Origin of the sequence: Robertkochia aurantiaca, from assembly GCF_020166495.1 — a bacterium.
Classification (GTDB): Bacteria; Bacteroidota; Bacteroidia; order Flavobacteriales; family Flavobacteriaceae; genus Robertkochia; species Robertkochia aurantiaca.
In genome coordinates, this window is record NZ_JAINZS010000007.1 from 148,623 (window position 1) to 169,322 (window position 20,700).

The window sequence follows — 20,700 nt, forward strand, 5'->3', positions numbered from 1 at the left end:
CTCAACTTGTAAATAATTCGATTATGAAAATTAAGACGAACATTTTAAAGCGTATTCTTCCGGCCCTGTTGCTGGGAGCCTTTACCCTGGCGGTATCCTGCGAAGACGATGATGAAGCGATCATCGACGACAGCAGGCTGACCTTTTTGCAGGGGACAGCCAATGGAAGCAGACTGGAAAACGGAGCTGAAAATGTGCTGACCACCACCGATATTTCGCTGATATTTTCCCATGTGATGGAAACCCAGCTGGTTGAAAGCAATCTTTCAGTGACATCAGATGCGGGTGCTCCTGATTATGAGCTCACATTTGCCAACTCGAACTCAGTGCTGAATATATCAACCCCTTCGCGGTTTGAATATGCCACAACGTATACCATTGCACTTCCAGCAGGGGTATACGGAGTGAACGGACAAGAGCTACGGGAAGATTTCAGTTTTACTTTTACTACTGAAGCTTTCACGCCTCCTATGGTAAGTCTGCGATCAGATGTGAATGAGATCGAAGAAAACGGAGGAGTGGCTACCATCACTGCCAGCCTTGATAAACCTGCTGAGAACGATGTGACCGTTGAATTACAAACCGACGGAATGGCTGTTATCGATGCCGATTACATCCTTGATCCTGTCTCCCTGGTTATTCCGGCCGGAGGCCTTGAAGCTACGGCTACCATCACCAGCAGACTGGATAGTGAAGATGAGATGAATGAGAACGTGGTGCTGAGCATTGCTTCAGTGACCAATGCAGATGCAGGAGATCCTTCTTCCGTAGAGATAATTATTCTTGAACAACCTGCTCCCCTGGCTCTGAAAGGGATCATGGCGATGACATGGGATGGTTCGGGAACCAATGACGGGAAGGCTGTACATCTTGTTGCCAATGAAGATATCGCTGACCTGAGTGTTTATGGTATCGGCGTGGCCAACAATGGTGGTGGAACAGATGGTCGTGAGCTCGATCTGCCTGCGATCAGTGTACTTGCCGGAGATAATATTCTGGTAGCAAGAGAGCCTGCATTGCTGGAAGCCTATTTCGGAGGATGTTTTGCTGAATTCGATCATGTGATACAGGTGGCCGATGTGATTACCCAGAATGGAGATGATGCTATCGAACTCTTCAGTGGTACCGAGGTTATTGAAACCTATGGTGATGCTGACGTTGACGGAACCGGACAACCCTGGGAATACACAGGTTCATGGGCCTATAAGAGCGACGGTGAATGGTCGACCGGAGGGATCGACTGTACCATAGGATCGACAACTGTAGACGCTTCTTCTTGTCCGTACCCGCTTTGCGGCCCGGCCGTTCAGCTTAAAGGAGTATTGGCTCTTACCTGGGAAACCAGTGGTACCAATGGAGGGAAAGCATGGCACCTGAAAGTGACCAAAGATGTGGAAGACCTGAGCATATACGGGATCGGCGTTGCCAATAACGGAGGTGGAACCGATGGACTCGAGTTCAGCCTGCCTGCCGGACCGGCGAAAGAAGGAGATGATATCCTGATCGCCAGGGAGCCTGCTACCATTTCAGCCTATTTCGGAAGCTGTATTAACAATTTTGAGTTCGTGATCGATTCTCAGGATACGGCCAACCAGAATGGTGACGATGCCATCGAGCTCTTTGAGAACGGAGTGGTTATTGAAACCTACGGAGATGCGAATGTAGACGGAACCGGCGAAACCTGGGAATACAGCGGTTCATGGGCCTATAAAATGGGAGGTGTCTGGACTACCGGCGGACTTGATTGTGCGGCCGGCTCTACCAGCACGCAGGGATCTGCTTGTCCGTACCCGGAATGTAATTAATAGATATAGTTAGCGATAAAGGCCGGAGATTTAGCGATCTTCGGCCTTTGTTATAAATAGAAGTGATATGAAAAATGCAGTAAGAATACTGAGTCTGATTGCTCTTCTGGTATGCCTGCCTGGCTGTAGTTCGGGGTCTGACAATGAAGTAGAGGAAACAGCGGCTATTACCGTCACCGGTGCAAGCATCAATGAAGTGAATGTCTCCGGTAGCCCTGAGGATGTTCCGCTGAACACAAGCATTGAGATGAACTTCTCAACAGCAGTCGATCACCAGACTTTTGAGAATGCTCTGAGCATTACAGACCCGACAGGGAGTGTGCCTTTTACGGTGACTTATTCCAATGGAGCAACCAGGGCCAACATTGCCCTGAGTGGACTTCAGCCCCTTACGGCTCACAACCTACGTGTAGACAACGTTGCCATAGGAGCAGAGGGAGAACGGTTGCAACAGGCCTACAGTATTGGTTTCACCACTACGGAAGGAACGGCATACAGCACCTGTACCACAGCTTCGGCAGATTGCCTGAGAACCCTGTCGATAGAGGTAGATGGAACACCCTATGAATTTCAGTATTACAGCAATTACGATATTGAATCTGATCCGGAATTTGTCTGGGAAGGAATTGAAAATCTGATCCTGGTGACCCACGGACAGAACCGGGATGCAGATAATTACTTCAGGATCATGAATCAGGCCGTATCCGGAGCAGGACTCGAGGGAAATACCCTCGTTGTTGCCCCTTACTTCAGGGAACAAGCTTCAGCCGCTGCCGGTCAGCTGTACTGGGGAAGTAACTGGCGCTTTGGCGGAAACGCCTCTAACGCGGGCACAGCAGTGAGTTCATTCAGCGTGGCAGATGCTTTGATCACAGCCCTGACCGATACCAATCGCTTTCCTGATATGAATACCGTTTTTGTCACCGGACATTCGTCGGGAGCCAGTTTTAGTCATTATTACAGCCTGGCCAGTACCATCGATACGCAGATCAGCACAGTGAATTTTGAATACAGCGCCTTGAACAGTCAGTATTATTTCTATGCTACCAATCAGCGGTATGATGAAGGAGCCAACAGCTGGTATGAGCCTGCGGGCTGTGCGGGTTTCAACTCCTGGCCTTATGGGTATGAGTTTGCGCCTTCCTACCTCGACGGAACCGAGAAAAATGCCGTTGTACAACGTATGAGTGTGATCAGCATGAATTTGTTTCTCGGAGGAAATGATACCTCAACCACGGGTACCCTGAATACTGACGATTGTGGTGCCGTATTGCTGGGAAGCAACCGCCTGGAACGCGGAAGGAATTACGACAATTACCTGAACACCTATTTCCCGAATAACATCAGCGATTTTACGATCGTACCGAATACCGGTCATGATGCGGCCGGGATGTTCGGTTCACCGGAATTCAGGGAGTATTTGATAGCTAAGACACAGTAGTAAAGTAGTAAAGGAGCGAATAACCCCTCAGTCAGGCACCAAGGCGCCGGACAGCTCCCCTTGAAAGGAGGGTCGAGCGTTTAAAAAAGGTCTTGCAGACCTTTTTAGCGATGGAGCCAGGGGGCGCGGAGGCAATCAAGATACTTTAGAAAGCCCTTAATCCTGCCTGTTTCAAAAAAAAAATCGTCATCCAGAATGAAGGTGACATGGTCACCGAAATGAAGGATCTGTCTGAATTTGATACTGCAGCCTTTTTATCATCTGCACAAATAAAGCCCCCCCACAGTCCAGCCTTATTGGCTGGACAGCTCCCCCCGGAGGGAGGAGCGAAAGGATTTTTGTTTGAAAACATTATCCTTCGCCCTTTCGGAATCTGGATGACCGATTTGGTCAGGAAGTCAAAGGGTCAGAGGAGGTAGGATCTCATCATTTAATACCCCATACCTCCATACCTCCTTACCCATCTACCCGTCTACCTGCTTACCCGCCTACCCAAAAAACTAAAACGTTATATACTGAAAACCAACTAGTTATTCCTGTTTTTATACCATAAATGAGCCTGGTAGCTGCCATATCTTTGCCTCGTTGAAATGATGAAAACAATGTGACGGGAACAAAGACGGTACAGTCTCCCGGTTCACTAAAAGATATTTGCTTATCCTACTTTCGAGATAAGTAGCCTGTCTCAGCCCCCCTTGAGGCAGCGCTCACAATCTCATGATAAATTGGTTGATTTTTGATTTTAAGTTGGTTGGTTGAAGGCCCCGGAGAACTCCGGGGCTTTTTTGCGTCATCCAGAGTCCCGCAGGGACGAAGGATCTGCCAATGTCTTGTAATGCAGTATTATATTGGTCATTGTACTAAACTTTATAAGATCCCTCGCCCTTTTCAGGACTCGGGATGACCTTACTATTAATTGATGTTCAGGGAAATTAGACCCTTCACTCTTAGCTCTTAGACCTTAACTCATAATTCAAAAAAACCGTTCACCGTTAGCTGATAGCCGCATCTCTCTTCACCCTTCGACGGGCTCAGGGTGACATGTGCGGTACACTGAAAACTGAAAACCAAGAACTACTCATAACCCATAACCCGTAACTCCATAACTCCATACCCCCATACCCCCATACCCCCATACCCCCATACCCTCATAATTATTAACCTTTAATCAACACATAATGCCCGCTCACCTGGTCAACATGCAGCGTATCGCCCCTGAAATGAAAGATCTGGTTCTCTTTAAGCCACCGGCCTTTACCGGCATAGATTTCCAGGGTGTCTGTTTCTTCACTGTCCTCGGGAGAAAACAAAAGTTTATCCTCCTCCTGTGTGATGTTAAGATTGACCTGTTGTCCGCGTACTTGACCGGCGTAGGTCCCTTCAAGTTCTGCCAGGTCCATGTCCTGATCCTGTGAGGTCATCTCTGTTTCCTTGTCAAGAAGCTGCCATTGTATGTGTTCTGCGAAGAAATTACCCCCATGCGGCCCTGCCGTATTCACCAGGCTGATGATATACAAATCTTCCTCGGGCAGGTAACGGGTATCAGACAGGAAACCGTGAATACCTCCACCATGGGAGATCATCGGGTGGTTATGGTCCTTAAAATTCGTCAGCCCCATGGCATATCGAACCGGCGTACCGTCCTTCAGGGCTTTCGGACTGATCAACTCCTCATAGAGGTTATCGGGGAGTACTCTTCCGTTGTGCAGCGAATACATCCACATATAAAGGTCACGGGTGCTGCTGCAAAGCGATCCGGCGGCATATGGCCAGGTATGGTCGAGGTAGGGTTTTTGCTCCAGTCCGTCTTCGCCCAGATTATAACCATACACTTTATTCGATGTCACCTTTTTCGTTGAGCAGTAGGAGGTATTATGCATCTCGAGCGGATCAAAGATCTCTTTTTGGAGGAATTCTTCATAGGGCATTTCCGCTACCTTTTCGATGATCAGTCCGAGCAGGAAATACCCGGTATTGTTATAGATCAGCGCTTCTCCCGGTTCGAATATAAAACCTTTGTTTTCGACCACCCGCAACAGGCTGTCACGAGGGTGTGATTCGGTAGAGAGCGGCCAGAACTCAGGCATATCGGTATAGCTTTCTATCCCTGAGGTGTGGTTCAACAGCTGATGGATGGTCACTGTTCTTCCGCCGGTATCGAATTCCACGTATTTGGTGAAATCGTCGTAGAGTTTGAGTTTCCCCTGCTGTACCAGTTTGAGAATGGCAACAGCGGTGAATTGTTTGGTTACCGACCCGATCTCAAACACCGGTTCTTCCGGCATGGGCGTTTGCAGTTCCAGGCTGGCGTAGCCATAGGTCTTATCGAGCAGGACTGAGTCGCCTTTGGCAACGAGAATGGCACCTCCCGCTATTTTGGTGCTGTCGAGACTAGCCTGGTAAAGAGAATCGGCATAGACTTCGAGTTTTGAAGTAGTTTCAGTGGTTTGTTGTGAACAGGATGCCATAAGAACGAGCAGGCATATTTCAGAATAGATCCGGAATTTCATAATTGGTTGATTGATAGTTCATTTCAAATATAGAATATTTCTTACCACTCTCGTAATTTGATACGTCTTCGCGAGTCAGATTTTTGATCTGGTGAAGCGATCTTTTAAAGCTGGAAACCAGCATGCAAAGGAGTAAAGGAGTAAAGATGTTAAGCTGTAAAGTCGTGAAGTTGCCAGGAAGGCGTGGTCTCTTTTCATCCTGCCTGTTTCAGAACGCGTCATCCAGAGCGGAAGCAGCTTCGCTGCTGTAGTGAAGGATCTGCCTGGGGCTTGTAATACAGCCCTTAATTGGCTGAGGTACCACCATAAGTAAGATCCTTCGCTTCCCTCCGGTCGCTCTGGATGACATTACTTGGAATACATAGTCACCGGCTTCACCCGAAAAAACCGTTCGCCGATAGCCGTTCGCCGTTAGCTAAGAACCTCATACCTCATCTCCCTTCGACGGGCTCAGGGTGACATGTGCGGTAAACTGAAAACCGAAAACTGAAAACCAAGAACTACTCTTAAACCCATAACCCATAACCCATAACTCATAACTTCATTCCCCCTATACCCTCATCACTTCACAACTGTAACCATTCGCTTTCTGGCTCGTCGTATTAGTATCACATCAATCAAAAATCGCATGCAGTTCTTATTAAAAATACTATTCCTCTTTTTTGCTTTTCTGTCCTCGCTGAATATTCAGGGACAACGGCCAGAAGACTCACAAACCGATCACTACCACCTGACCTTTCTCGATACCCAGCCGCGATCGATCGCTGTTCAGGCTACCCTGAACCTTTCCGATTCCCTGCTTTTTATGAATCGCCATGATGGAAAGGCGGCACGTTGGCCCGAACATATCCATGATGTGAAGGTCTTCGATATGCAGGGTCATCAGCTTGAGGTCGATCGGCCCGATTCCCTGTCATGGGTCTTAGAGGAGGTCCCTGAAGGAAAACAAGTGAAATTGGAATATACCCTGCTGGTCGATCATGAAGAAGAAGAGTGGTCGGGCGGGATTGATGGTGTTGCCTTCGGAAGGGATTACGGAGTGATGAGCTCGGGAAGGGCTTTATTTGTGATGAATGGTACGGACAAAGAAATCACCCTTACCGCTGATCTGCCGGAATCCTGGAAGCTGAGTGTTCCGTGGCCTTCCACAGAAAACACTGAAGAAGGTTTTTACATAGCAGACCATGAAACCCTTACTGAAGCCTTCCTGTTCGCAGGAACCCATGAAGAAGTAAATCTCCGGCGGGGTCCCTTTACCTTGAAATTCGTACTGGGAGGCAAGAATGTCCAGGCAGAAAAGGAACGGTATGCCCACGCAGCAGAAAGGATACTGGACTACTACGTGCAACTGATGGGTGGTATTCCGAATACTGGAGATGCTGCTGAAAGATTTACTTCCATGGTGATGATCAATGAGGGTGAGTCAGTAGACGGAGAAGTGATCGGGGATCATATCAGTATGTTGCTCAATCCCACGGCCGATCCGCAGAACCAACTAATAGGGTGGTTTATTTTTGCACACGAATTCTTTCATCTCTGGAATGGCAAGAGTATTCGTTTTGAGGGGACCACCTCAGACTGGTTCAAGGAAGGAGTTAGTAATTATTATACGATCAAGGCGTTGTATCAAACAGGCTTTGTCGATGAGGAGGCTTTAAAAGCCGTATTGAACGGATTGTTTTACCAGCGGTATGTCAATGATCCCGGATTCGGGAAGAAGACTCCCGTGGAAGCTGCAGCATGGGACACCAAGGATGATCATTGGGGACTGATCTACGGAGGCGGATTGTTTGCCGGGATTTGCATGGATATGGAGATACGGCATCAGAGCGCCAATGAAAAGTGCCTCGATATGCTCATGCGTGATCTTTACAGAGAATACGCGGGAAGCCGTGACCTGGTGACCAATGATGTCATAATCGAAAGGACTAAAGATCTCGGTTTTACCGGTTTTGATGAATTCTTCAATGGTTACCTGAATGGTACCGCACATGTTCCTTTACTGCGATATTTAAGTCATGCGGGGCTGGATGTCAGCACGGAAAACCAGGCCTTAATACTAAGCCTCACTCAACAGATAACACCCTTGCAGGAAGCCATCTGGAACGGATTTCTTGGCAATCATTCTTGTGTAAACACAGAAAGGCCGGAATAGAATTGTGCTTTAAGGGGATTAAGTACTACCATAAGTAAGATCCTTCGCTTCGCTTTGCTCCCTCTGGATGACGGTACTTTCAATAGATGTACCGGGAAATTGTATCGCCCACTCTTAGCCCGTAACTCCATACCTCCATACCTCCATACCCTCATAACTCCTAACCCAAATACCGTTCACCGTTCGCTGTTCACCGTTCGCTTTTTCTAAAACCCAAATGGAAACGTTTCCGGCATTTGATTACCGTTTGGCTCAAGATGTAGCGGCTTTAGTGCCTCGGTTTTATCGATATGAATAAACGCCTCATACCGCCATGGAATGATACTCGGAACATAATTCCCCCGGTGTTCCTGATCCGGATGGTAGACCACTCCGATAGCCCTGTGACCGATGGGCTGCTCGAAAAGAGTGTCGTTGCGGAGTGCTGCGGTGTTGAGCAGGAGGTCTCTGCCCTTTCCGGCATGATGCAGCAGGTATTCCCAGCTGCCGTCAATTCCTTCGGGTACTCGCATACTTCGCATCACATCTCCCCAACGGCTTCCTGCGATCACCCTTCCGCGGTGGGTACCGAAACCGACTTTTACTACCTCTTCTTCATCATGGGCTTCAGTTACCAGTTCTCCCACATTGACCATTCCCTGTCGTGACATGCCCGTGGCGCGGGCGTCACCGATATGGGTGTTATGTTCCCAGACCACTGCTTTAGCACCTTCTCCGTGAAAATCCATCAGCCTGTTCAGCGTTTCGACCATATGCCGGTCCCTGATATTCCAGGATTCCGGTCCGCCACCGATCATCTCACGGTAGTAGTGTTCGGCATTTACCGCCACCAGGGCGTTCTGTTCGGTGCTGAAGACGGTTTCATGGTCGGTATTATACTGAGGTACCTTCTGACGGATTTCCGAGAGCAGTTGTACCACTTCTTTGGTACAGTGTTCAGGCACCATCTGGGTCATGCGGGCATAGTCGCTGCCTTCAAAACCGAAGGGTTCGAAGCAGGCCATGGCTTTGCGGGCGGTCTCGTAGGCGGCCATGTCTGTTTTCTCCAGGTAATCGAGTATGGCCTCTAAAGATTCTCCCAGGCTGTAGACGTCGAGTCCGTAGAAACCGACTTTCTCTCCCCGGGAGCGGTCTTTGTTAAACTTACGCAGCCAGTCTGCGAACGCCGCCACTTCCCAGTTGGCCCACATCCAGGTTGGCCAGCGGTTGAATTCGTGCAGCACATCGACGGCATCGCCAGGCGTATCGGGATAGTTCTTGACATAACGGTTGAGTTTATAACAATCGGGCCAGTCGCCTTCAACTCCTACGAAGGAGAATCCTTTTTCCTGTATGAGTCTTTGGGTGATGCGTGCCCGCCAGAGGTAGAATTCATGGGTCCCATGGGTGGCTTCCCCCAGCAGCACATAGCTGGCATCGCCTATCTGTTTCATCAGCGCATCGAGATCACTTTCCTCTTCGACTATAACCGCTGATTCTCTGAGGGTATCGATCATATCGCTTTCATGCTTAAGTTGTTCTCTGGGTATGGCTCGTATCTTCTTCATCGGTGTGTGGTTATGGTTATCAATAATATATGGATTTTTTGGGTAAGCAGATAACTAGGTAAACAGGTAAACGGGTAGGAGTAAAGTTGTGAAGTTGCAAAGGAGCAAAGAGGTGAAGGAGCGAAAAGTAATCCAGGTTTAATTTTTTTTGATTCATCTCTCAGCTCGCTATATTCTTAGCCCTTAATAGATTACCCATAACTCAAAATCTGTTCACTGTTCGCCGTTAGCTGATAGCTAAGATTTGCATCACGCGGAAACGTCTTCGCGAGAGAGCTTTTTTGAAGCGATCGAAGCGATCTTTTCAAGCGAGTTATGCTGCAGGCAAATAAGCTAATATGTGAAGAGGGTTAGTTGTTAAAACTCTGAAGACTAAAAGAACGTATCGACAATTGTCCCTTAACCATGCAGGTGAGTCACCCAGAGCCCACAGGTGCAGGTCCGAGCGTTAAAAAAACAGCCGGTGGCTGTTTTTAGCGACGGGGCCAGCTGGCGCGCTGGCAGCCTTCGAGTATGGTTTTTTCTAAGGGGCTGAAGTACCACCAATCATAAGATCCCTCGTCCCTTTCAGGACTCGGGATGACTTTATTTCTGAGTGAAAACCGACAACAATCCCTAACCTCCAACCCCCCATAAACCATGACCAAAAACCGTTCGCTGTTAGCTGATAGCCGTTAGCTATATACAGATCCTTCGCTTCGCTTTGCTCGCTCTGGATGACGTTACTTTGAAAAACCCGTTCACCGTTCACTGATAGCTGTTAGCTAATAATCTCTTCACTCTTAGCCCTTAACCCTTAACCCTTAGCCCTTAACCCATAACTCCATACCTCCATACCCTCATAACTGCATAACTCCTAACCCTTATTCCGTTCACCGATAGCTGTTAGCCGTTAGCTTTAAAAACTGCGAAAAATTTCTATATTAGCCATTCAACAAAACAAACCAATATCCATGAACGAAAATCTGCCTCAGTCTGAAACGGTTTTAAGAACCGAACAAGTCGACTTCATAAGAAAGGTCTACCACTGGATGACCCTCTCTCTTCTTTTAACCGGGGCGGTAGCCTGGTGGGTTTCAACCACCCCGACCATGATCGAAATGATCTTTTCAAACAGCCTGGTCTTCTACGGACTCCTGATCGGAGAATTATTGCTGGTTATTTACCTGACTTCAGCTATCAATAAACTGTCATCGGTGACGGCCAGTCTTTTGCTAATGATATACTCAGGGATGAACGGACTCACCCTTTCGGTGATCTTTTTGGCCTATACCAGCGCCTCGATCACCACTACCTTTTTTATCACCGCCGGAACCTTTGCGGCCATGAGTATTTATGGCTATACCACCAAACAGGATTTGACAAAAATCGGCAACCTGGCCTTTATGGGACTGATCGGGATTATCATCGCCTCGGTGGTGAACCTCTTTTTACACAATGAGGTAATGTACTGGATCATCACCTATGCAGGCGTACTCATCTTCGTGGGGCTGGTTGCTTATGACACTCAGAAACTCAAAAAGATGCACGAAGAAGGATTCGAAAATCCTGAAGTAGCTGAAAAAGGAGCCGTGATGGGAGCCCTGGCACTTTATCTTGATTTTATCAATCTCTTCTTGTTTCTGCTCAGGATTTTTGGAGGGAGGAAATAGTTTAAAGGTGAATAGAGAATGGAGAATGGGGTGAGCGGTTTTGTGATATCCATTTTCCACTCTTTCGACATTTATGGGTCATCCAGAGCCCCGTAGGGGCGAAGGATCTGCCGGAAGATAGTACTGTTGCCTTCTTATAAGTTTGTAGCCTCCCATAAAAGGAGATGAATTCAAAAAATATAACGTTATCCTTCTCCTTTGAGGAGAAGGTGGTTTTGCGAAGCAAAAGCGGATGAGGTTGTTCAATCTTTAAAGGCCGTTTATTGTCAGCTGTTCACCGTTAACTGATAGCGGTTTACTACTAGCCGCAACCCGCATCTCCCGTCTGACTTCACTCTTAAGCATACCCCTAAAATTAGCCTTTAGCAGACGAAATAAAAGGTTCCAACTCAAGCTTTTTAAGCCTCTTTTTCATAGGAATTTTGCTGTTATTTCCGTAAATTATAGATGCAAACAAGCCCTGATTTTTTCCTTTTGTCATAACCTGTTTTCACCTTAAAAATTCTTTATGACACAGCTTACACAAGAGAAGATTGAAGCTCTTATTGAAGTTGGCAGATACCTGCCAAAGAACAAAAAGGAACTTGCAAGATTCTTTCCAGATCCATCCATTAATGAAATTGAAACTATTGATTTAAAAGAAGAATTTTACGAACTCGATTTTAAAAGAAAACATTGGTTCTTATTTCGTGGTTTTGTCTGGATTGAGAACCTGTTAGATTGGCCTAAAACCGAGAATGCCTGTTCGATAAGATTATATAAAACTATCAGGAGAAAGAATTACGACCGGCCCTTGATTCTGGCGCGGTGGGCCAGAAGTGTCACCAAAAACCCTTACCTGTTAAGCTTTCTTCCTGCTACCAGCGTCGGAGCGATAAGCTATACCCTGCAGAGTGATTCATTAGGCGAATGGGTAACTTGTGTTTATGATCTCCGGGAGTATGCGGAAAGCTTAGATTCTTTAACGACTGATCAATCAGATAAGATCAATATGCTTTCCAGGCAATTGGAGAAGGAAAAGCAACATTCATCTGAACTTCGATATCGCCTTCAACTGGCAGAGATGTCAAACCAGGAACTGATTAAAACAATTCTGGAAGATCATTCCCGACCCATTTACTTCTATGAAATGGAAATACGTCGAATTTTGAATGAACCGGATATTTCAACTACCGACTTACAATTATTTTTAAAGAGGTTCAAAGACAAAGAACGTCGCAATGGGAAGCGATTAAAAAGGGAGGTTGAGAAAGCGTTCCACCTGTGTAAGGCACAAGGATCATAAACCCTAATGATTCAGAAGTTGTTTTATGTTTGATTCTTCCTCTTTCCGGCAAGTCTTCGCGAGTTCTGTAGCTTCCGCAGAAAGCGATCTTTTCAGGGCAGTCATTCAGCTGGAAAAACAGGTTAAATGGCAAATGGGCAAAAAGCTAAAGGAGCAAAAATGCGCCAGAGATTGGTGGCCCAAACATTTTTGCACATCTCACACCACCCTTAACTCGTAACCGCATAACCGCATAACCGCATAACAGTATAACCGCTACCCAACAACCTCCCTAAAATACTCATAGATCATCACCATGGCGAGGGTATCCAGTTCGCAGTAGCGCAACAAGCCTTGCTTTAAGGCTTCGCGTTCTGCTCCTTCAATCTCTTCGAATTGCAGTTTGCTATAAGCGGTCAGGGCGGCGCCACCATCAGCTACGTTCTCCATACCTGAAACCAGGCTGTCGAGCGCTTCTTCGCTCCAGGTGTCGAAGAGCGGTGGCAAACTTTTATACGGACTCACCACTTGCTCATTCTTTACCTGAAGGAAAACCTGATCAGAGGCAAAGTTTTTGGAAGTAACCGCCAGTCTATCGAGGGGTTGGGTGTATTTATTCCTAAGGAAGTCACTGGACTTCAGGACTGCTGGCAGCACGGCTTTGATCGAAATGGACCCTTTGGTGGCGGGGTCGTAATAGTAGTCTTTTACCACCTGATACAGATCGATCATATCCCTTTCTCCTTTCCATTTTTTAGCCAGTTTGCCTGGGCTGTGAGAAATACTTTCGATAAATGCCATCAGCTCTTCCCTGTCGGGTTCATTCGACTCGTAGAGTTGTTCCCAGATCTTACAAACGATGGTATTTTCATGATTGTGATAGCGGAAAATGCTTCCCTGATTTTTTGAGAGGGCTTCTTTCAGGGCTCGTATAAATTCAAAATTGGGGAATACTCCGGGTTCCACGTTCAGAAACTCCGAAGCGTGCTCCACGCTGCCATCCTCATAGACGATATGGTGAGAGAACTGAAAGGCGATCTGTTCATAGGGTCGCCGTCCTTTGGTGAAGGGCAAGGCTACTGCTGAGGTTTCAAAGTCGATAAAATTAAGCGGGTACTTCCAGTCCAGCATTTCTTCTCTGAGTCCGTCGACCTCCACAAAAGGTTGTTGATCATCTGCCAGGGTTTTCTCTACCTGTATCCATCGGCGTTCTGAATTGGAGATCTTTCCGGCTTCCGGTTTCGGATTCACATCTTCTTCACAGAGGTCTTCCATAAAGAGTTTCCCTGCTTCCATGAGTTTCCCTGAACTGCGAAAGTTCCAGATGTCGAATACCTTCGGACGGTCAATCGCTTCATAGCTTAGTTGCAATTGTTCGCTCCAGCATTGGTGAAATCCACTATGCTGCGGATTGTCCGGTGCAAAGAATTCACATCCCTTGCAGTGTTTCCCGATAGGTTGAGGAAGCTTTTGATCTTTCAGGTAATATTCTCGATAGAGGGCTATATGTTCTTCAAAAGTTCGTCCGTCTCCCCCAGGGTTCTCCCGGTAGATGAATCGGATTTCCTCTGCTACTGAAATATGGGCCAGGAGAGGACCTCCAAGGTCTTGAAGACTCAATCCTTCTTTTTTGATGATACCGGTTCTGTTACCGCTGGTTTTAGAGATTTTAAAACAATGGTTGATACCGTCTACTGTTGCAGTTTTGCTTTTATCAACCAGGGTAAGATACGGATGAATCTTCCAATAGGGATGGCACTGCTGCATGACATACTGCTGAAAGGCTATATCATACAGGTACTCTCGCCAACCTCCTGAAATGTCTTTCCCTTTTTTAATGATAAAAGAATCATGCTCGGAACTGTCAACCGATTTTGCCTTTACCTCACAGAGGTTGATCTGATTCCCTTTTTTCTCAAGTATATCGACTCTGACAAAAAGGTTATTATATAGGAAAGCCGCCTCGAAGATGACCACATTTTCCTGCTGAAGCAATTCCTGTGTACGATCATGCAACTTTTGATAATCCCAGTCTTCACCCAGTATCGCATGTCCATCAGGAAAATACATTCTCGCCAGTTCTTCCACCTGGAAACCACCTTCAGCCAGCGCTTCCAGAAACGAATCAGACTCGGCCGTATTCACATATTCCTCTTTTTTGGTGTAGTATAACTTGGTCGGGCACCCTAAGGCCAGCTTAAATCTCGATTTGGTTAATGTTTTCATCCGCAGTGTTGATTGGAATTTATAAATGGTTCCCCGCCTCAGGCATGGCCAGGTAGTTTGATTAATTATAGTTATAAAAAGCTTCCTTTATGATGCCCGAATTCATCAATTGATTATAAAAACAATTCATAATTAACCATTCATAATTCATAATTACTTTGCATCTTCTATGCTCCATTCCACATCCCCCAAATCCAACTTCCCATACATATCCACTTCCAGCCATGCCCCCAGTTCGCAATGATTCAGGATAATTCCGAAGCCCGAAAAAGTTTCTTCTTCCAGGTTTATTTTGGAACCTCTTTTAATATGGTTTTCATAGGCTTCATACTGTTCGTCGCTGAGGGTGATGCAGAGTTTTTTCATGGTAGTAATTATTGAAATAAAAATAAGCAAAGAATCTTGGTTGAGAATTATGGAATACCGTAATGCTATTTAATGAAAAATTAGGATTTTTCTTCTTTAATTACGAAAATTACGCACATGTTTAAAAACCCTTTCTCTTTTAATGGCAGGATACGCCGTACGGAATACGGACTATCCTATTTGATTTACTGTTTTGCCTATTTTTTATTTATTGGCATTGTAGATTCTCCCAATCAGACTTCCTCTTTGATAGGATTGATAATCTTGATTCCTTCACTTTGGTTCATCATAGCCCAAGGGGCTAAAAGATGCCATGATCGTGGTAATAGCGGGTGGTACCAAATAATTCCTTTCTACGGATTATGGATGCTATTTGCTTCAGGAGATTCAGGTGATAATATGTACGGTCCGAATCCTAAAATTTAATAGTCTGTCTACGATTAAAAGTATTATATGAAAAATGGTATTTTGAAATATCTGCTTTTCTGTTTGCTAGTGCCATTGACAAGTAACGCTCAGTCAAATCCTGAAGTCTGGGCTAAATATATTCTTAAGGAAGCCAGAAAGAATGAAAAAGAGCTTAATTCAAAAAAGATGGAAACTGAGTTGCCGTATTTGGTTTTTTATAAGAAGGCTAAAAGCGATAGCCTGTTTATGACCATTATTAAAAGAGCTAAAGCGTCAGAAATCGTTGGGCCCATTTATAATCTCTTGATCACCGATAGTAAAAGTAGATCTTCAAAGAATTACGCCGGTTATGAAGGGCAGTTTACCTGGAAGATTAATGATAAATTGAATGATCGAACTGATGAGGTAAAAGGAGCCTTTGTAATTGTATTTGATAAACCTGAATATCCACAATTCGGAATTAAAATTCAGTATAGTGAAAACGAAGTCTGGGAGTACCTTGGGGAATTACAGGGAAATGTTTCGCCAGAATTCAAGGAGTATTTAAAGAGCCTTGAGCAGCAGATTTAAGAACGTATAACAGTAGTATTAATAAAGGAAACGCTTAAAAAACAGTATACTAACTTACAAGCCAAATATTTTATGGGACTATTTAATAAAATTATGGGCAATGCCAGCCAGGTAACCCCCGAAGAATTAAAATCAAAATATGGTCGTCTATTGACAGATGCGGAAGAAATTGAACTGGGGTTTAAACTCTTTAGAGATGTTTTTATGTTTACCAACAAACGCCTTATTCTAATCGATGTTCAGGGTCTGACAGGAAGTAAAGTCGAGTACAAGTCGCTTCCCTATAAGAGTATTTCCCGGTACTCCTTAGAAACAGCTGGTACCTTCGATCTTGATGCCGAGTTAAAGATTTGGATTTCCAGTGAAAATAGTCCTTCGGTAAGCAAGAAATTCAATAAAAGCATTGACGTTTACGAAGTTCAGAAGTATTTGACGGAAAAGGTTATTCAGTAGAAAATATTATTCCTTGATTGTCTGGTTTTTATCTGTTTTTTTGAAATGTAAGCATAAAGGGACGTGTACGGATTGCCGTAAGGATAAAGCTTTGAATCGCCTTAGTTTTCTGTAAATTAAAAAGTCATCATGAATTTTTCAAAGCCCATTTCGCTAATTGTCACCCTATTCTTAATATTCTTCTCATTCAACTCCAGTGCCCACAGCTGCGAATGGGAGACATATCACTGTCCGATAGATGGTACTGAAGTATCTTTCTGTGCCACCGTAAGCATGTATGTGGAAGGACGAAAAAGAGATATGCAGAAGTTCGGAGCTGTAGGAAGTTATTACAAAGAACTGGTAAACAGCTGTCACACTTGCTATTTTTCAGGCTATATCTCAGATTTTGAAAAAGACTATTCAGAAAATGAAATATCTGCCCTCCGCACATGGATAAAAAAGAACATAAGTGAACCGAAAGATGAGGCAGATGAGTATGCTATATGTGCCCGGATTCAGGAATTCAATAATGCGTCACCGGATGTAATAGCTGACACCTGGTTAATGGGATCTTATATGTTAAAAGGGGTTTCTGAAGAAAAAGAAAGGCGAAAAGCCATGCAACTAAAGGCCGCCTGCTATTTTGAAGAGGCTGCATCTGCATACCAGTGTGAGGAGAAGCAACTTTGTGCGATATATAAATACGTAGCTGCTGAAATGTACCGTCGAGCCGATTTTTTTAAGGATGCACTTTTTTGGTACGAAAAGGCAAAACAAGATCCTGACCTTCCGGAATGGTTGTCTGAAATGAATACCGAACAGCAAAAACTGGCGGTCAATAACGATAACCGAAACGATGTTTAGTGATTGCGGTAATAAGAAAAACCCTCCCATGAATCGCTACTTCCTTTTAATACTTTTACTGCTGATTTCAAGCCAAAGTTTATTTTCTCAAGATCGCGACATACTCAGCATTTTCAGGGTAGACTATTCTGAAATCAATGGTAAGGATGTTTCCCGGGCCGCCTACGATTGCAGTATGGCTATTATTTTTTACAAACGGGAAGGACAATTGCGAATCAGTCGTACCTGTCTTGATGGAGGTACGGAAAAAGATGACTACTTTCAGTCAGAAGAACCTGTAATCTTCATGGAAAGCCGGAAAGAGGAAAAATGGCTGCTGACCTTCGATTTTAAATGGTGCATACAGGAAGTCGAGTTAAAGGGTGAGAATATTGATCGCGACGAAATGTCGGCTAAAGCTCTGATCTCCATTTTAAGCGAAAAGAACGAACCCCTATTTATGTTTTTTAAAACTTTTAATGATGGAGCATGGTATCCGAATATAGCCATCGAAGCGGAATTGGTACGCGGATCAGAGGCCTGGGAGAAGATGATTGATAATTGGAAGGTCATTGCAAAAAAGAGAGATCCGGCGGATCAGAAAAAACATTCAGGAAATTATAAGCAATTATGAAATTTAACATCCATGACAAAGCTTTAAGCACAGACGATGGTCGGCTCATTAAAAAAATGCATTGCCCGAAACGAGTCCAATGGTCACAAATGATCAAAGATAAAAATCCAACAACTAGATTATGTGAGCTTTGTGAACGGAAGTTGATTGATACCGCCGATTATACAGATCAGGAATTACTTGAAATTGTCAGTAAGGATCCGCATGCTTGTTTTAAGGTGGATCTCGAACAGGATAATTTGACAATAGCAACCCAAGATATGGAATGGTATTTATCCCGTAGTCATTTAATAGTATAGCTGAAATTGAGTTTTTTAAAAAGAAGGAAAAGTCATTAAGAACGATCCGAACTGCGAGTACAATTGAAGAAATGAACGAGGCAGTCAAAGAAGGCTGTAAGATTTTGGTTAAAAAAGTAGAATCTTCCAATAAGGTTAAAGGGAAATATGCTCTTATAAAGGACAGAAAAACTGGTGAGATCATAAGGTTAGGAGACTATCGCGCCATGATGAGACGAGATGAAGGTGATTTTGAGATCCTGATCGATTGGACCTACTACTACCCTTATAGATTTGAGAATCCATTCGCGGCCTATCTTATTCCTCCGGATATTAAAAAAAGGAAAAAATTTTTATTGAAGATGTGATTGAAGATATAGTGGAAGGAGTGTGGAATCAGGGTGCTGTAAAAAGGCTTAACTTTTGTCAAGCGATATGGACGGGAAAAGACCTTAAGATGCTTTATGATCCGAAAAAAAGATAGATCAACTTTTGTGGGGTAGATTTTATCAATGAGGTTATCTTCCTTTAAGATATAGTTTGTTTTTTATATTTTTCGGAAGACAATTCCTTGATTGAAAAACAGAAATGAGATGACCGATGTGCATGACAAATTTACCCGAAGCTATAATATGAGTCGGATAAAAGGGTCAGACACAAAGCCTGAGTTAACAGTACGAAGGTTTCTTTATGCTAAAGGATTACGATATCGTCTAAATGTTAAGAAGTTACCAGGTACGCCAGATTTGGTTTTCGCAAGATACAAAGCGGTGGTATTCGTACACGGGTGTTTCTGGCATGCTCACAAAGGGTGCAGGTATTTCAAATTACCTGTCACCAGGAGAGACTGGTGGAAAGAGAAGTTGGAAGGTACTAAAAAAAGAGACCAGGAGGCTATTGAAGAACTTCAGAGGCTTGGATGGCGGGTAGCTGTGATCTGGGAATGCCAGTTAAAAGGAAAACAAAAAGGAGAACATCTGACAAGGTTGTACCAATGGGTGAAAAATCAGAAAAACGAAAAATTCCTGTAATCGATTTATTTGCAGGTCCCGGCGGATTGGGCGAAGGATTTATGAGTGTCATGGATGATGAGAATCAGTCTGTTTTTGATATCCGGGTATCTATAGAAAAAGAAGAGAATGCGCATAAGACGTTAACGTGGAGAAGTTTTTACCGGCAGTTTACAAAGAAAGGGAAAAAAGTTCCCGCAGTATATTATCAGGTACTTAAGGAAAAAAATCTTGCAGAAAGAGAGCGACTGATTGAAGAAGCTCTTGAGAAATATCCTGAAGGTAAAGAAGCGCGGGAAGAAGCCTGTCTTATTGAGCTGGGCAGTGAGCAATGGCCACCAGCAAAGCTCGATGAGCTCATACGAAACCGACTGGGGAAAAGCCCCGGTAATTGGGTGCTTATCGGAGGCCCACCCTGCCAGGCTTATTCCAATGCAGGTCGTTCCAGAGTTGGAGGCATCCATGCCGAAGATCATCGTGTCTATCTTTACAAGGAATACCTCCGTATTATTCAGGAGCACCATCCTGCGGTATTTGTTATGGAAAATGTACAGGGTCTGCTTTCTGCCTCAGTAAATGGTGAAAAGGTGTTCGACTGGATGAAAAATGACCTGTCCTGTGATGGAGAATATGTGCTTAAATCCTTTGTTAAGGAGGTGGAAGAGGATAAGGATTACCTAATTAAGGCAGAAGATTATGGAGTGCCTCAGAAAAGGCACAGGGTCATTCTGCTTGGTATTCGTAAAGACCTGAATCAGCAACACAGCTATTTGAAAAGAAAGCCGGAGGTGACTTTGAAATCGGTGATCGGGAAACTTCCGGAGATCAGAAGTACGCTGAACCGGCGCTTTGCAGGGTATAAACAAAATGAATTGACCAGTCAGGGGAAGCCTAAGCGTATTTATGAAAAGGCGATCGATTCTGATGATAACTGGAAAAACCTGATGAATGATTTTGTGACAGAAATTAAAGGATGGGGATCTTTGTCTCTCAATGGATTGTCCCGCGGTTTTGACGGTCCTGTAAAAACGACGGGGAGTGAATTTGAACCTGCTGCCGCTACCTTACCAAAAAATCATTTATTAAGGCCATGGTATCTGGACAAAAGGCTGAAGGGTGTGCCCAACCACGAGTCCCGTTCTCACCTTACTCAGGATTTAAAGAGGTATTTGTTTGCAACGCTGTTTGCAGAAAGTGAAAAGAGATCACCGAAGCTTGATGATTTTGCCGGTCATCATGAAGATCTGATACCTGATCACTCCAGTGCCGATTCCGGTAAATTTGTAGATCGCTTCAAGGTGCAATTGCCAGACCGTGCCGCGACGACGATCACTTCTCACATATCGAAAGACGGTCATTATTTTATTCATTATGACCCGAAGCAATGCCGGAGCCTTACGGTTCGTGAAGCGGCAAGGGTGCAAACCTTCCCCGACAATTACTTGTTCAGAGGTTCGAGAACCAAACAGTTTCAACAGGTGGGGAATGCAGTGCCTCCATTTCTGGCGAATCAAATAGCAGAGATTGTAGCAAAAATCCTTGACTAACTATGACTA

The 20,700-nt window shown here is 44.8% G+C and carries 18 protein-coding genes; 14 read left to right on the forward strand and 4 right to left on the reverse strand.

Going from position 1 to position 20,700, the window contains the following annotated elements:
- Positions 1-23 precede the first annotated feature (23 nt).
- Positions 24-1,805 (forward strand): Ig-like domain-containing protein, encoded by a 1,782-nt coding sequence (locus tag K7R10_RS14210; RefSeq protein ID WP_224485394.1) that lies wholly within the window; start codon positions 24-26, stop codon positions 1,803-1,805.
- Positions 1,806-1,872: 67 nt separating this feature from the next.
- Positions 1,873-3,246, forward strand: a complete 1,374-nt coding sequence (locus K7R10_RS14215; protein ID WP_224485395.1) for an Ig-like domain-containing protein — start codon at positions 1,873-1,875, stop codon at positions 3,244-3,246.
- Between the two features lie 1,157 nt (positions 3,247-4,403).
- Here the strand turns inward: K7R10_RS14215 and K7R10_RS14220 are convergent.
- Positions 4,404-5,756 carry a serine hydrolase domain-containing protein gene (locus K7R10_RS14220; RefSeq protein WP_224485396.1) on the reverse strand — a complete coding sequence of 451 codons (1,353 nt, stop codon included), beginning with the start codon at positions 5,754-5,756 and terminating at the stop codon, positions 4,404-4,406.
- A 628-nt stretch (positions 5,757-6,384) separates the two neighbouring features.
- Between K7R10_RS14220 and K7R10_RS14225 the strand changes: the two genes are divergently transcribed.
- Entirely contained in the window at positions 6,385-7,911 is a 1,527-nt protein-coding gene (locus K7R10_RS14225) for a M61 family metallopeptidase (RefSeq protein WP_224485397.1), read from the forward strand.
- 206 nt (positions 7,912-8,117) lie between these two features.
- Here K7R10_RS14225 and K7R10_RS14230 read toward each other — a convergent pair whose 3' ends face one another.
- On the reverse strand, positions 8,118-9,458 hold the full coding sequence (locus tag K7R10_RS14230) for an erythromycin esterase family protein (RefSeq protein WP_224485398.1): 1,341 nt from the start codon (positions 9,456-9,458) through the stop codon (positions 8,118-8,120).
- A gap of 953 nt (positions 9,459-10,411) precedes the next feature.
- On the opposite strand from K7R10_RS14230, the gene K7R10_RS14235 reads away from it, so the two are divergent.
- Both K7R10_RS14235 and K7R10_RS14240 read left to right on the forward strand, forming a co-directional pair.
- Positions 10,412-11,110, forward strand: a complete 699-nt coding sequence (locus tag K7R10_RS14235) for a Bax inhibitor-1/YccA family protein (RefSeq protein WP_224485399.1) — start codon at positions 10,412-10,414, stop codon at positions 11,108-11,110.
- A 508-nt stretch (positions 11,111-11,618) separates the two neighbouring features.
- Entirely contained in the window at positions 11,619-12,395 is a 777-nt protein-coding gene (locus K7R10_RS14240) for a hypothetical protein (protein ID WP_224485400.1), read from the forward strand.
- A 255-nt stretch (positions 12,396-12,650) separates the two neighbouring features.
- Here the strand turns inward: K7R10_RS14240 and K7R10_RS14245 are convergent, their stop codons facing one another.
- Together K7R10_RS14245 and K7R10_RS14250 are read right to left on the reverse strand one after the other, a co-directional pair.
- Positions 12,651-14,600 (reverse strand): DUF2779 domain-containing protein, encoded by a 1,950-nt coding sequence (locus tag K7R10_RS14245; RefSeq protein ID WP_224485401.1) that lies wholly within the window; start codon positions 14,598-14,600, stop codon positions 12,651-12,653.
- Positions 14,601-14,753: 153 nt separating this feature from the next.
- The gene (locus K7R10_RS14250; RefSeq protein WP_224485402.1) at positions 14,754-14,966 is read right to left on the reverse strand and encodes a hypothetical protein; all 213 of its coding nucleotides are present in this window, start codon (positions 14,964-14,966) and stop codon (positions 14,754-14,756) included.
- 117 nt (positions 14,967-15,083) lie between these two features.
- Here K7R10_RS14250 and K7R10_RS14255 point away from each other — a divergent pair, with 117 nt between their 5' ends.
- The 9 genes from K7R10_RS14255 (at position 15,084) to K7R10_RS14295 (ending at position 20,691) form a co-directional block, all read left to right on the forward strand.
- Positions 15,084-15,392 carry a DUF805 domain-containing protein gene (locus K7R10_RS14255; RefSeq protein ID WP_224485403.1) on the forward strand — a complete coding sequence of 103 codons (309 nt, stop codon included), beginning with the start codon at positions 15,084-15,086 and terminating at the stop codon, positions 15,390-15,392.
- Positions 15,393-15,419: 27 nt separating this feature from the next.
- Entirely contained in the window at positions 15,420-15,944 is a 525-nt protein-coding gene (locus K7R10_RS14260) for a hypothetical protein (protein ID WP_224485404.1), read from the forward strand.
- Between the two features lie 72 nt (positions 15,945-16,016).
- On the forward strand, positions 16,017-16,397 hold the full coding sequence (locus tag K7R10_RS14265; protein WP_224485405.1) for a PH domain-containing protein: 381 nt from the start codon (positions 16,017-16,019) through the stop codon (positions 16,395-16,397).
- 129 nt (positions 16,398-16,526) lie between these two features.
- Positions 16,527-17,243, forward strand: a complete 717-nt coding sequence (locus tag K7R10_RS14270; RefSeq protein ID WP_224485406.1) for a DUF2225 domain-containing protein — start codon at positions 16,527-16,529, stop codon at positions 17,241-17,243.
- Between the two features lie 28 nt (positions 17,244-17,271).
- Positions 17,272-17,856, forward strand: coding sequence for a hypothetical protein (locus K7R10_RS14275; protein WP_224485407.1), 585 nt, complete (start codon positions 17,272-17,274; stop codon positions 17,854-17,856).
- A complete protein-coding gene (locus K7R10_RS14280) occupies positions 17,853-18,155 on the forward strand; it encodes a hypothetical protein (RefSeq protein ID WP_224485408.1) in 303 nt (100 codons plus the stop codon). Before K7R10_RS14275 ends, K7R10_RS14280 begins: the two co-directional genes overlap by 4 nt.
- A 71-nt stretch (positions 18,156-18,226) precedes the next feature.
- Positions 18,227-18,502: a hypothetical protein gene (locus tag K7R10_RS14285; protein ID WP_224485409.1), complete on the forward strand. Its 276-nt coding sequence runs from the start codon at positions 18,227-18,229 to the stop codon at positions 18,500-18,502.
- 207 nt (positions 18,503-18,709) lie between these two features.
- Positions 18,710-19,165: a very short patch repair endonuclease gene (locus tag K7R10_RS14290; protein WP_224485410.1), complete on the forward strand. Its 456-nt coding sequence runs from the start codon at positions 18,710-18,712 to the stop codon at positions 19,163-19,165.
- Entirely contained in the window at positions 19,129-20,691 is a 1,563-nt protein-coding gene (locus tag K7R10_RS14295) for a DNA cytosine methyltransferase (RefSeq protein WP_224485411.1), read from the forward strand. Before K7R10_RS14290 ends, K7R10_RS14295 begins: the two co-directional genes overlap by 37 nt.
- Positions 20,692-20,700 lie beyond the last annotated feature (9 nt).

Excerpts from the sequence above, each read along its gene's own strand:
- K7R10_RS14210 (WP_224485394.1), top strand. The coding sequence starts at position 24 with ATGAAAATTAAGACGAACATTTTAAAGCGTATTCTTCCGGCCCTGTTG.
- K7R10_RS14215 (WP_224485395.1), top strand. The coding sequence starts at position 1,873 with ATGAAAAATGCAGTAAGAATACTGAGTCTGATTGCTCTTCTGGTATGC.
- K7R10_RS14220 (WP_224485396.1), bottom strand. The coding sequence starts at position 5,756 with ATGAAATTCCGGATCTATTCTGAAATATGCCTGCTCGTTCTTATGGCA.
- K7R10_RS14225 (WP_224485397.1), top strand. The coding sequence starts at position 6,385 with ATGCAGTTCTTATTAAAAATACTATTCCTCTTTTTTGCTTTTCTGTCC.
- K7R10_RS14230 (WP_224485398.1), bottom strand. The coding sequence starts at position 9,458 with ATGAAGAAGATACGAGCCATACCCAGAGAACAACTTAAGCATGAAAGC.
- K7R10_RS14235 (WP_224485399.1), top strand. The coding sequence starts at position 10,412 with ATGAACGAAAATCTGCCTCAGTCTGAAACGGTTTTAAGAACCGAACAA.
- K7R10_RS14240 (WP_224485400.1), top strand. The coding sequence starts at position 11,619 with ATGACACAGCTTACACAAGAGAAGATTGAAGCTCTTATTGAAGTTGGC.
- K7R10_RS14245 (WP_224485401.1), bottom strand. The coding sequence starts at position 14,600 with ATGAAAACATTAACCAAATCGAGATTTAAGCTGGCCTTAGGGTGCCCG.
- K7R10_RS14250 (WP_224485402.1), bottom strand. The coding sequence starts at position 14,966 with ATGAAAAAACTCTGCATCACCCTCAGCGACGAACAGTATGAAGCCTAT.
- K7R10_RS14255 (WP_224485403.1), top strand. The coding sequence starts at position 15,084 with ATGTTTAAAAACCCTTTCTCTTTTAATGGCAGGATACGCCGTACGGAA.
- K7R10_RS14260 (WP_224485404.1), top strand. The coding sequence starts at position 15,420 with ATGAAAAATGGTATTTTGAAATATCTGCTTTTCTGTTTGCTAGTGCCA.
- K7R10_RS14265 (WP_224485405.1), top strand. The coding sequence starts at position 16,017 with ATGGGACTATTTAATAAAATTATGGGCAATGCCAGCCAGGTAACCCCC.
- K7R10_RS14270 (WP_224485406.1), top strand. The coding sequence starts at position 16,527 with ATGAATTTTTCAAAGCCCATTTCGCTAATTGTCACCCTATTCTTAATA.
- K7R10_RS14275 (WP_224485407.1), top strand. The coding sequence starts at position 17,272 with ATGAATCGCTACTTCCTTTTAATACTTTTACTGCTGATTTCAAGCCAA.
- K7R10_RS14280 (WP_224485408.1), top strand. The coding sequence starts at position 17,853 with ATGAAATTTAACATCCATGACAAAGCTTTAAGCACAGACGATGGTCGG.
- K7R10_RS14285 (WP_224485409.1), top strand. The coding sequence starts at position 18,227 with ATGAACGAGGCAGTCAAAGAAGGCTGTAAGATTTTGGTTAAAAAAGTA.
- K7R10_RS14295 (WP_224485411.1), top strand. The coding sequence starts at position 19,129 with ATGGGTGAAAAATCAGAAAAACGAAAAATTCCTGTAATCGATTTATTT.